This is a genomic window from Nocardia sp. NPDC058114 (assembly GCF_042884695.1).
Taxonomy (GTDB): domain Bacteria; phylum Actinomycetota; class Actinomycetes; order Mycobacteriales; family Mycobacteriaceae; genus Nocardia.
The window spans coordinates 49347-60834 of sequence record NZ_JBHVTK010000011.1; the positions used below are offsets into that span (position 1 = coordinate 49347).

The 11488-nt window shown below is 67.5% G+C and carries 12 protein-coding genes; 6 read left to right on the plus strand and 6 right to left on the minus strand.

The genetic code is table 11. From position 1 onward, the window contains the following. Nucleotides 1–26: 26 nt before the first annotated feature. On the plus strand, nt 27–1235 hold the full coding sequence (locus tag ACFVVI_RS30060; protein ID WP_387447715.1) for an LCP family protein: 1209 nt from the start codon (nt 27–29) through the stop codon (nt 1233–1235). Here ACFVVI_RS30060 and ACFVVI_RS30065 read toward each other — a convergent pair whose 3' ends face one another. Next, the gene (locus ACFVVI_RS30065) at nt 1236–1490 is read right to left on the minus strand and encodes a hypothetical protein (protein ID WP_378637424.1); all 255 of its coding nucleotides are present in this window, start codon (nt 1488–1490) and stop codon (nt 1236–1238) included. It lies immediately after the preceding gene. Nucleotides 1491–1600: 110 nt separating this feature from the next. Continuing rightward, nucleotides 1601–1861, minus strand: coding sequence for a 30S ribosomal protein S20 (rpsT, locus tag ACFVVI_RS30070; RefSeq protein WP_056821462.1), 261 nt, complete (start codon nt 1859–1861; stop codon nt 1601–1603). 310 nt (nt 1862–2171) lie between these two features. Here rpsT and ACFVVI_RS30075 point away from each other — a divergent pair, with 310 nt between their 5' ends. From ACFVVI_RS30075 to ACFVVI_RS30090, 4 genes are all read left to right on the plus strand, one after another. Beyond that, nucleotides 2172–3797 (plus strand): circularly permuted type 2 ATP-grasp protein, encoded by a 1626-nt coding sequence (locus ACFVVI_RS30075; RefSeq protein ID WP_378994041.1) that lies wholly within the window; start codon nt 2172–2174, stop codon nt 3795–3797. Between the two features lie 4 nt (nt 3798–3801). Next, nucleotides 3802–4779: an alpha-E domain-containing protein gene (locus ACFVVI_RS30080; RefSeq protein ID WP_101463949.1), complete on the plus strand. Its 978-nt coding sequence runs from the start codon at nt 3802–3804 to the stop codon at nt 4777–4779. Next, a complete protein-coding gene (locus tag ACFVVI_RS30085) occupies nt 4776–5618 on the plus strand; it encodes a transglutaminase domain-containing protein (protein WP_378637428.1) in 843 nt (280 codons plus the stop codon). The genes ACFVVI_RS30080 and ACFVVI_RS30085 overlap by 4 nt, the downstream gene beginning before the upstream one ends. Before the next feature lie 66 nt (nt 5619–5684). Next, nucleotides 5685–6461 carry an aquaporin gene (locus tag ACFVVI_RS30090; RefSeq protein ID WP_379314116.1) on the plus strand — a complete coding sequence of 259 codons (777 nt, stop codon included), beginning with the start codon at nt 5685–5687 and terminating at the stop codon, nt 6459–6461. Between the two features lie 55 nt (nt 6462–6516). Here ACFVVI_RS30090 and ACFVVI_RS30095 read toward each other — a convergent pair whose 3' ends face one another. Next, a complete protein-coding gene (locus ACFVVI_RS30095; RefSeq protein WP_387447716.1) occupies nt 6517–7068 on the minus strand; it encodes a type II toxin-antitoxin system PemK/MazF family toxin in 552 nt (183 codons plus the stop codon). 114 nt (nt 7069–7182) lie between these two features. Here ACFVVI_RS30095 and lepA point away from each other — a divergent pair, with 114 nt between their 5' ends. Further along, nucleotides 7183–9057, plus strand: a complete 1875-nt coding sequence (lepA, locus tag ACFVVI_RS30100) for a translation elongation factor 4 (protein WP_387447717.1) — start codon at nt 7183–7185, stop codon at nt 9055–9057. A 21-nt stretch (nt 9058–9078) separates the two neighbouring features. On the opposite strand, the gene ACFVVI_RS30105 is transcribed toward lepA, so the two are convergent. Genes ACFVVI_RS30105 through ACFVVI_RS30115 form a run of 3 tightly spaced genes read right to left on the minus strand, consistent with a single transcriptional unit; the run spans nt 9079 to nt 11458 of the window. Beyond that, on the minus strand, nt 9079–10365 hold the full coding sequence (locus ACFVVI_RS30105; protein WP_387447718.1) for an ATP-binding protein: 1287 nt from the start codon (nt 10363–10365) through the stop codon (nt 9079–9081). Then, complete coding sequence (locus ACFVVI_RS30110; protein ID WP_387447719.1) at nt 10362–11054, minus strand: response regulator transcription factor; 693 nt, start codon at nt 11052–11054, stop codon at nt 10362–10364. The genes ACFVVI_RS30105 and ACFVVI_RS30110 overlap by 4 nt, the downstream gene beginning before the upstream one ends. 35 nt (nt 11055–11089) lie before the next feature. Further along, entirely contained in the window at nt 11090–11458 is a 369-nt protein-coding gene (locus ACFVVI_RS30115) for a hypothetical protein (protein WP_387447720.1), read from the minus strand. Nucleotides 11459–11488: the final 30 nt, after the last annotated feature.

Consider the following 11488-nt stretch of genomic DNA (forward strand, 5'->3'; position numbering starts at 1 on the left):
GATCGGCGGGGCGGGTAGCTCGGCGGGTGGTGCAGGTGGTCGCGGCGGTGTTGTCGGCCACGGTGGTGGTGGTCACGGCATATGGGTGGTCGACGGCGGGGAGTTTCGATGCGGGGTTCCTGCGGTCGCGGGCGATCGGTGACGACGCCCCGCACTCACTCGGGGGCGATCTCAACATCCTGCTGATCGGGTTGGATACCCGCCGCGATCAGAACGGCAACGAGCTACCGGCCGAGGTCCTCGAGCAACTGCACGCCGGTGACGGTGACGAAGGCGGATACAACGCCAATACCCTGATCCTGGTGCATATTCCGGCGTCGATGGACAAGATCGTCGCGGTGTCGATACCGCGCGACGACTATGTGCCGGTCACCGGGATCCCGGGCTACACCCACGCCAAGATCAAGGAGGCGTACGGGTTGAAGAAGGCGGCCGTGCAGGACCGGCTGATCGCGCGGGGCGTCACCGATCAGCGGAAGCTGGAACAGGCGGGCAGGGAGGCGGGGCGGGCCGCTACCGTGGCCGCGGTCCGGGATCTGACAGGCGTGCCGATCGACAGGTTCGCCGAGGTGACCCTGGCGGGCTTCTATGATCTGGCCGCTGCGCTGGGCAGCGTGGAAGTGTGTTTGAACAAGCCGGTCCAGGACTCCGAGTTCTCCGGCGCCGATTTTCCCGCCGGGCGTCAGCAGCTGAATCCCGCGCAGGCGCTGGCTTTCGTCCGGCAGCGGCACGGGCTGGAGAACGGCGATCTGGACCGAACCCACCGCCAGCAGGCGTTCCTGACCTCGGTGGCCCGCCAGCTTCGCAGCGCGGGCACCCTCACCGACCCGCGCAAGCTCTCGGCACTGATGGATGTGGCGCATCGCAATATCGTGCTGTCGGACGGCTGGAACATGACCGAATTCGTCCGCACCCTGGGCGCCGCCGACGATCCCGAGGTCGAGTTCCGCACCTTGCCGGTGCTGCGCTACGACGTGATCAACGGCCAGGACGTGAACATCGTCGACCGGTCGGCGATCCGCCGCGAGATGGCCGCGGCCTTCGGTATGCCGGTCCCGGCCTCCACCACGGCCGGGCGCACCGGACAACGCACCGAACCGCCTGCCGCCTGGTCGTCGGAGTCGACAGCGGGCGCTTGGCAGACCAGCACGACCACGTCGGCGCCACAGACTCCCGACGCGGGCAGGCCGGTCCGCAGCGACATCACCTCGGGCCAGGTGCCCTGCGTGAACTGACTACTCGCCGGCGACGACCAGCGAGACGTCCACATCCTCGTCGTCGTCGAGGTCGTCGTAGCGTCCCTCCCACTCGTCGTAGAGGGGAACCTCGTCCTCACGGGTGACGATCCACGCGGCGCCGTAGCCACCGTCCTCGTCGGGCACCATCACATTTTCGACCTTGAGACCGATGCCCAGGATCTCCGCCGCGCGGATCACCTCGGCCAGGTCATCGCCTCGTACCACCGTCTGATTCGCGTACACCGTCAGCATGGCGCGAATGGTAGCCGGTGGAAGGGAACGACAAAAGCCGCCGTGGTCATCGAGGCCACGGCGGCTGCGTCTTGCGAAGTATTGCCAGCGAGCACCAGGCTCGCCGTCGATCAGATCTTGTTCAGAGCCAGCGCGAGCGCGGACTTCTTGTTGGCCGCCTGGTTGGCGTGGATGACGCCCTTGGACGCGGCCTTGTCGAGCTTGCGGCTCGCGAACTGCAGCTGCTCAGCAGCCTTTTCCTTGTCACCGCTGGAGGCAGCTTCACGGAAGTTGCGGATCGCGGTGCGCAGCGCGGACTTGACCGACTGGTTGCGCTTGCGCGCTTCCTCGTTGGTACGGATCCGCTTCATCTGGGACTTGATGTTGGCCACGCCTGTATCCTCTGGTTTCCTGTCGCTGGGTGGTATTCCTTGAAAGCTCGTCGGGCGCGCGCCCACGATGCAGCAGATGGTGCTGAACTACGGGTAACACCGCGCCGAAGATCGAGGTTACCAGCTCGGCATCCCCCGGCGAAATCGGCCCTCGATCCACTCGGCCGGGCGAGCGGGCGCCGATTTCACCCGTTTCAGGTGATGCAAAGAATTTACCTGTGTCACACACGACCCTGCCGCCGGGTGATGCACAGTTTTTGTCATGACCTCCACCACTGCGCCGAGTACGGCTCGATCTGCATCACCGGCGATGGTGAGAACGAACGGCCATCCGGCAGCCACCCACACCGGATTGTTCGAGGGATATGGCCCCGGCCGCTTCGCCGACGCGTTCGACGAGATGTTCGACGCATCGGGGAAGGTACGGGCGCCCTACAAGGGCATCCACGCCGCGATGGCCGCCAATGATGTCGATGACCTGGCCAAACGATCGGACGCGCTGGACCGTGCGTTCATCGACCAGGGCATCACCTTCTCGCTGTCGGGCCAGGAGCGCCCGTTCCCGCTGGATCTGGTGCCGCGGGTGATCGCCGCCGCGGAGTGGGCCAAGCTCGAACGCGGCATCAAACAGCGGGTCACCGCGATGGAACTGTTCCTGGCCGATGTCTACGGCGAGCAGAACATCCTGCGTGATCAGGTGATCCCGAAGCGTCTGGTCACCTCGTGCGAGCACTTCCACCGCGAGGCCGCCGGGCTGGTCCCGCCCAACGGCGTGCGCATCCACGTCTCGGGCATCGACCTGGTCCGCGACGAAAAGGGCGACTTCCGGGTGCTGGAGGACAATCTGCGCTCGCCGTCGGGGGTGTCCTATGTGATGGAGAACCGGCGCACGATGGCCCGGGTCTTCCCCGATCTGTTCTCCTCGCATCGGGTGCGCGCGGTGGGCGACTATCCGGGCCACCTGCTGCGTGCGCTGCGGGCCTCCGCGGCGCCCAACGAGGTCGACCCGACCGTGGTGGTGCTCACGCCGGGCGTGCACAACTCCGCCTACTTCGAGCATTCGCTGCTGGCCCGGCAGATGGGTGTGGAGCTGGTGGAGGGTCGCGACCTGTTCTGCCGCGACAATGTCGTCTACATGCGCACGACGGCGGGGGAGCGTCAGGTCGACGTGATCTACCGGCGCATCGACGACACCTTCCTCGACCCGATGCACTTCCGCCCCGATTCCGTGCTCGGCGTCGCCGGCGTGCTCAACGCCGCCCGCGCGGGCAATGTGGTGATCTCGAGCGCGGTGGGCAACGGTGTCGGCGACGACAAGCTCATCTACACCTACGTGCCCAAGATCATCGAGTACTACCTCGGCGAGAAGCCGATCCTGCCCAATGTCGACACCTTCCGCTGCTGGCTGGACGACGAACGCGAGGAGGTGCTCGACCGGGTCGGCGAACTGGTGGTCAAACCGGTCGAGGGTTCCGGTGGCTACGGCATCGTGATCGGGCCCGACGCCTCGCCGCGCGAGCTGGAGACGATCAAGCGCAAGATCAAGGCCGACCCGCGTGGCTGGATCGCCCAGCCGGTGGTGCAGCTCTCGACGGTGCCGACCAAGATCGGTGACGATCTCGCGCCCCGGCACGTGGACCTGCGCCCGTTCGCGGTCAACGACGGGGACGACATCTGGGTGCTGCCCGGCGGTCTCACCCGGGTCGCGCTGCCGGAGGGCTCACTGGTGGTGAACTCGAGTCAGGGCGGCGGCAGCAAGGACACCTGGGTGCTGGCCGGGCGCTCGGGGACCGAAGACCGGGAACTGGCCGGACCCGAGCTCGTCAGCGAACCGCCGCAAGCGGATTCGTTCGAGCTGGGTCGCGAACTCAGCACCCCGCAGGCCAATCAGCAACAGCAGCAACAACAGCAGACACAGCGGTTGATCGGGGAATAGAGACATGCTTGCTCGAAACGCCGAATCCCTCTACTGGATCGGCCGATACGTCGAGCGCGCCGACGACACAGCGCGCATCCTGGACGTGGCGGTGCACCAACTGCTCGAAGACGCCACTGTCGACGCGGACCGCACGTCTCGCGTGCTGCTGAAGGTGCTCGGGATCGAACCACCCGAGGGCCTTCGCCTCGACGTGTGGTCGGTCACCGATCTCGTCGCCTACAGCCACGACCACGGCGTCTCGATCAGTGACTCCATCACCAAAGCCCGCGAGAACGCCCGCGGCGCACGCGAAGTCACCTCGAGTGAGATGTGGGAGTGCCTCAATGCCACCTACAACGGCATGGCCGCGGCGGAGCGGGCGGCGCGTGGCCTCGGTCCGCACGAGTTCTTCTCCTACATCAAGGGCAGGGCGGCGATGTTCACCGGACTGACCGACTCGACCCTGAGTCGTGACGACGGCTACCGCTTCCTGCTGCTCGGGCGTTCCATCGAACGCGTGGACATGATGGTGCGCCTGCTGCTCTCGCGCGCCGGTGACAAGACCTCCTCGCCCGCCTGGGTGACGGTGCTGCGCTCGGCGGGCGCGCACGACACCTACCTGCGCACCCATCGCGGCGCCCTCGACGCGGCCAGAGTCGCCGAGTTCATCCTGATCGACCGCCTGTTCCCGCGTTCGGTGTTCCACACGCTGCGCGTCGCCGAGGCCTGCCTGACCGAGCTGGATCAGCGGCCGGGCAGTCGCGTCGGCGCGCGGCACGAGGCGCAACGGGTGCTCGGACGCGCGCGCAGCGAACTCGAGTTCCTGCCGCCGGGAGTGTTGTTGGAAGATCTGCAGAGCCGCCTGCTCGCCCTGCAGAAATCGTGCCGTGAGCTCAGTGAAGCCGTGTCACGCCAGTACTTCCATGCCGCCCCGTGGGTGGCGTGGACCGACGTGCGCAGCAAGCAGGACAGCCGCGTGCAGGTAGAGGGAGAGCTATGAGTTGGCGGATCAGGGTGGTGCACACCACCGGTTATGTCTACGACGCGCCCGTGACGCGCTCGTTCAACGAGGCCAGGCTCACCCCGCGCGCCGACAGCAGGCAGAACGTGATCCTCAATCGCGTCGAAACCGTGCCCGCCACCAGGGCTTATCGCTACACCGACTACTGGGGCACCGCCGTCACGGCCTTCGACCTGCACGCACCGCACACCGAACTCGAGGTGACCGGGTCCTCGGTGGTCGAGACCGAACCGTTCGCCGAACCCACCGAGGAGCTGAGCTGGGACGAACTGCAGGGCGGGCGGGTCGTCGACCGATTCGACGAAATGCTCAGTCCCACCGCCTATGTGCCGCGCGATCGCAAACTGTCGACGGTGGCGCGTCAGCTCTCGCGCGGTGAGGAGCCGGCCAAGGCGGTGGTGCGCGCGGCCGAGTGGGTGCACAAGGAGATGGACTACATCGCGGGCACGACCTCGGTGCACACCTCGGCGCTGCAGGCCTTTGCCGAGCGCCGCGGCGTATGCCAGGACTACGCCCACCTGACGCTGGTGTTGTTGCGCAGCATGGGAATTCCCAGTCGCTACGTGTCCGGGTACCTGCATCCGAAGCCGGGTGCGGCGATCGGCGAAACGGTGGCGGGCCAGTCGCACGCGTGGATCGAGGCGTGGACCGGGCAGTGGTGGGGCTACGACCCGACCAACAATCTCGCCGTCAACGAGCAGCACGTGTCGGTCGGCGTCGGTCGTGACTACGCCGATGTGCCGCCGTTGAAAGGCGTGTTCTCCGGCGGCGGCTCGACAGACCTGGAGGTCGTTGTGGAGGTCACCCGGCTCGCGTAGTGTCCGAGAGGCTCGTGCGGACCCCGCTCGCCGCGGGGTTTATTCCTCCCGGAGAGGTGGCGGCCGATGTCTCCCACTGCACAGGAACTCGTCGAAATCGAAGTCGTCCCGGAGCCGAAGAAGTGGGTGGCCGAGGCGCTCGGCACCTTCGTCCTCGTGGTCTGTGGCGTCGGCACGATGGTGCTGGCGGGTGATCGGGTGGGCCCGCTCGGTGTCGCCTTCGCCTTCGGACTGTCGCTGCTGTTCCTGGTCTACGCGATCGGGCCGATCTCGGGCTGCCATGTCAACCCGGCTGTCACGCTCGGGCACATGTTGCTCGGGCGGATCAGTGCGATCGGCGCGGTCGGCTATGTGATCGCCCAGGTGGTCGGCGCGTTCCTCGCCGGACTGGTGGTGTTCGCGTTGGCCAATAATCTGCCCGCCTACGACCGGCCGGTCGACGGTCTCGGCGCCAACGGCTGGGGTGCGCACAGTCCGTCGGCGGTGACCGGTCCGCTCGGTGATGTGGTGGTGCAGAACGGGTACGGCTTGGCGGCCACCATCATCATCGAGGTGATGCTCACCGCGCTGCTGGTGTTCGTGGTGCTGGCCTCGACCGACCAGATCTCCGATGTGCCGCTGGCCGGGCTCTCGATCGGCGTCACGCTCACGGTGATCTACCTGGTCTCGCTGCCGATCGACAACACCTCGGTGAACCCGGCGCGCAGCCTGGGCGTCGCGCCGTATCAGGACGGGGCGATGGGGCAGATATGGGCGTTCATCGTGTTCCCGCTGATCGGCGGGGCGCTGGGCGCACTGCTCTACGGCCTGATCTTCGGCCGGTCCAAGGACGTGCACTCCTAGCTACGAACCGTCGAACCCCGATCCGGATGTCTCCGGGTCGGGGTTCGATTGTCGTTCAGCTCCAGCTGTATTCGGCTACCAACCGGTGCGCGACCAGATCGAAGGTCTTGCGCTCGACGATCGCGCCCTCGCGCCGGATGCCGTCCTCCGGCACGTCGAGTACCCGGTCCAGCCGTACCCAGCTCGGCCTGCCGTCGTGATCCCATGGGCCGGTGCCGATGCCCACCCAGTTGTGGTCGTGGGCGCGGTCGGCCTTCGACGACAGCATCAGTCCGAGCAGAGTCTTGCGGTCGCGCCCGACCACCAGCACGGGCCGGTCCTTGCCATTGGTCGGGTCTTCCTCGAACGGCACCCAGGTCCACACGATCTCCCCGGGGTCGGCGCGCCCGTCGAGCTGCGGGCAGTAGACGATCTGGCGGGCGCGATGCGCCGTCGGCACGGGGGTCGAGGCCGTCGGGCGCACCGCGACGGCGGGTCCCTGCTTGGTCGCCAGTGCGTCCACCAGCTTCTCGAGCAGTCGTGGCCCCTGCTTGCGCACGATTTTGGGCCCCTGCTCCTTGGCGATGACGCCGAGCTGCTTGCCGAGACTGTTCCAACTGCTGGCCATCTGTGAAATATAACGCCGACTCGCACTTCGGTGCACCGGCGACAGGGCCCGGGCTCGCAGGAATGACGCGGTCGGGTGCACCGGTGCGAGTGGAGTAGCTGGGCGCATGGGACGATGGGCGCAGTTCGCCTATACCCCGCGAGGAGTGGAGTGGCTTCCAGTTTTGCCGATACGACGTTCACCGATCCGTCCCGGATCCGGAACTTCTGCATCATCGCCCACATCGACCATGGCAAGTCGACCCTGGCCGATCGGATGTTGCAGCTGACCGGTGTGGTCGAGGAGCGGGCCATGCGTGCCCAGTACCTGGACAGGATGGACATCGAGCGTGAGCGCGGCATCACGATCAAGGCGCAGAACGTGCGGTTGCCGTGGCAGGTCGACGGCACCGACTACGTCCTGCACCTGATCGACACCCCGGGCCACGTCGACTTCACCTACGAGGTCTCTCGCGCGCTCGAGGCCTGTGAGGGCGCGATCCTGCTGGTCGACGCCGCCCAGGGCATCGAGGCGCAGACTCTCGCGAACCTGTATCTGGCGCTGGAGAAGGATCTCACGATCATTCCGGTGCTCAACAAGATCGACCTGCCCGCCGCGGATCCCGATCGCTACGCCGCCGAGCTGGCCCACATCGTCGGCTGCGAGCCGGGCGACGTGCTGCGGGTCTCGGGCAAGACCGGCGTCGGCGTGACCGAGCTGCTGGACAAGGTGATCGAGGCCGTCCCCGCTCCGGTGGGCGACGCCGACGCACCGGCCCGCGCGATGATCTTCGACTCGGTCTACGACACCTACCGGGGTGTGGTCACCTACATCCGCGTGGTCGACGGCAAGATCTCCCCACGCGAGAAGATCAAGATGATGTCGACCGGCGCGACCCACGAACTGCTGGAAGTCGGCATCGTCTCACCCGAGCCGAAGGCCACCCAGGGACTCGGCGTCGGCGAGGTCGGTTACCTGATCACCGGCGTGAAGGACGTGCGCCAGTCGAAGGTCGGCGATACCGTCACCAGCGCCCGCAACGGCGCCACCGAAGCGCTCACCGGCTACCGCGAGCCGCGCCCGATGGTCTACTCCGGTCTGTACCCGGTCGACGGCTCCGACTATCCGGATCTGCGTGACGCGCTGGACAAGCTGCAGCTCAACGATGCCGCGCTCACCTACGAGCCGGAGACCTCGGTGGCGCTGGGCTTCGGCTTCCGCTGTGGCTTCCTCGGTCTGCTGCACATGGAGATCACCCGCGAGCGGTTGCAGCGCGAGTTCGGTCTCGAGCTCATCTCCACCGCACCCAACGTGGTGTACCGGGTGGAGATGGAGGACGGCACCGAACACGTCGTCACCAACCCGTCGTACTGGCCGGAGGGCAAGTCGCGGCACGTGTACGAACCCATCGTGAAGTGCACCGTCATCTCGCCGAGTGAGTTCATCGGCTCGATCATGGAGCTGTGCCAGCAGCGTCGCGGCGAACTGGGCGGCATGGACTACCTGTCCGAGACCCGCGTCGAGCTGCGCTACACCATGCCGATGGCCGAGATCATCTTCGATTTCTTCGACCTGCTGAAGTCGCGCACTCGCGGCTACGCCAGCCTCGACTACGAAGAGGCGGGCGAGCAGGAAGCCGATCTGGTGAAGGTCGACATCCTGCTCCAGGGTGAGGCCGTCGACGCGTTCAGCGCGATCGTGCACCGCGATGCCGCGCAGGGCTACGGGCACAAGATGACGACCAAGCTGCGCGAACTGATCCCGCGTCAGCAGTTCGAGGTGCCGATCCAGGCCGCGATCGGCGCGAAGATCATTGCCCGCGAGAACATTCGGGCGATCCGCAAGGACGTCCTCGCCAAGTGCTACGGCGGCGACATCAGCCGCAAGCGCAAGCTCCTCGAGAAGCAGAAGGAGGGCAAGAAGCGCATGAAGACCATCGGTCGCGTGGAGGTCCCTCAGGAAGCCTTCGTGGCGGCGCTGTCCTCGGATTCGGACAAGCCCAAGAAGTAGGAAAGCTCTCAGAACGACCGCTCAGGCGCCGGTGCTCACCGGCGCCTGAGCTATTTCCACCCGCAGGCGCACGCCGCCGAGGGGGCTGTGGGCGAGTTCGGCGGTACCGGAATGCAACTCGGCCTGCTGGCGGACCAGTGCGAGGCCGAGACCGGAGCCGGGAGAGCCGGGGCGTTTGGCGAAGCGGTCGAAAGCGGTGGGGGACAGGTGTTCCGGTATGCCCGTGCCGTTGTCGTCGATGGTGATCTCGGCGCCGTTGCCGGTGGACCGTGCGGCGACGGCGACCTCGGTGGCCCGGCCGTGCAGGACCGCGTTGGCGACCGCGTTGGTCACGATCAGCATGATCCCGCCGGGCAGTCCGTGTACCGGGACCGGATCGCAGGCGGTGAGCGAGATGTCGACGCCGGGATTCGCGCGGCGAGCGTTCTGCACTGCGCGGTCGAGGGTCTCGCACAGTTCGAACGGTTCGAACGCACCGTGATCGGTGAGATCGCCGACGGCGAGGCGTTCCAGATCGGTGAGGGTGCGCTCGATCTGACCCTCGGCGGCCAGCACATCGGCGAGAACGGCGCCGCGCTGGTCGGCGGGCAGTTCGGTGCCGGACAGCACTTGCAGGTCGGTGCGCATGGCGGTGAGCGGAGTGCGGAGCTCGTGGGCGCAGACGGCAGCGAAGTCGCGGGCACTGGCCAGTGCCCGGCGGGTCTCGCCGTGTGCGGTCTCTAGGCGTGCCAGCATCCGGTTGATCGCGTCGGACAGTTCCTCGGCCTCCTTGGCGCCGCGCCCCGACAGCGGCGGCAACTCGTCGAGTGTGTCGATCTCGTGGGTGGCGGTGGCGAGTCTGCGCAGCGGGCGTGCGGCGAATCCGGCCAGCACCCAACCCAATACGGCGGCGACGATCACCCCGGCCACCCCGATGCCGAGACCGATCAGCTGGCTGCGGGTGATGGCGGCGTCGACGAGTTCGCGATCGGGATCGAGCCGCACCAGCAACCCCGGGGCGCCCTGGACCTGGGCGAGCGCCTCATCGGGTGGGGCGCCGGGGACCACGATGGTGCGCTCACGCGCTATCCCGGTGGTGGGCAACGGAACCGGGGCCGAGGGAGCCTGAAGTTCGGGTGGCTCCCCGGGCACGCCGTCGTAGCGCTGCGCGATCTGCACCCGCATGCTCGACACGGTCTGATCGAGCTGGCTCGTCCCCGTCACCTTCAGCAGCGCGGCGTAGGTCAGCCCGAGCGTGACCGCGACCAGCGCGGCCACCGCCGCCGACACCAACGCGACCCGGACCCGCAACGACCACGAGGCCCTCACGGCTGATCCCGCAGCACGAACCCGACCCCGCGCACGGTGTGCACCACCCGCGCGACACCCTCGGCCTCCAGTTTGCGCCGCAGATACGAGACGAACACATCGACCACATTGGTGTCGGTGCTGAAGTCGTACCCCCAGACGGTCGACAGGATCTGCTCGCGCCCGAGCACGATCCCGGCATTGCGCGCCAGCATCGCGAGCAGCTCGAACTCCCGTTTGGTGAGGTCGACCGGGGCCGGCCCCGCGTGCACCCGATGTCCGGTCAGATCGATCATCACCTCGCCGACCTGGATCGTGTCGGCCGGCGAGGCGGCGGTGACCGGTCTGCGTCGCAACAGCGCGCGCAGCCGCGCGACCAGCTCGCCCAGATCGAACGGCTTGGTCAGATAGTCGTCGGCACCACGCTCGAGCGCGGCGATCCGGTCGGTGACCGCGCTGCGCGCGCTGAGTACGCAGATGGGGATGTCGTTGCCCATCGCACGCAGGGCGGTGACCACCCCGACGCCGTCGAGTTCGGGCATGTTCACGTCGAGCACCATGGCGTCGGGAGCAGCGGTCCCCACCAGGGAGAGTGCGCGAGCGCCGTCGGGCGCGGTGATCACCTCGAAGCCCGAGAGCTCGAGGCCGCGCCGCAGCGACGCGAGCACGCGGACCTCGTCGTCGACGACCAAGATCTGCTGTCCCGTCATGCACTCACCCTAGTGTTTTCCGCTGTTCATGCTGGTCAGAACGGTCGCGCGGGGACGATGGCGCGCTCGCCATCGGGGTGGATCCGCTGACATTCCACGGGACCGTCCATCGACGGTGCGGGGGTGCCCGGGGCCGCGCGCTCGATGTGGATCCGGCCGGGTTCCTGGCCGGGCACACCGGGAACGACGCGTTCGAAACGGACTCCGGGCTCGGCGGGCAGCGGGGGGAGACCGGGGGCGTCCCCGCCGCCCGGCGCGGTGCAGATGATCGTGGTTGCCCGGCCGTCGTCGGGGCGCTCGCCCGGATCGGCGGACGCGACGCCCGCCGCAGTGGCGGTGATCACGGCGGCACCGCCGAGTAGTGCGGCGGCCTTGACGCGGTGACGGGTGGAGAGTGCGGTCATGATCGGGCTCCTGACTGTGCGTTTCACCGA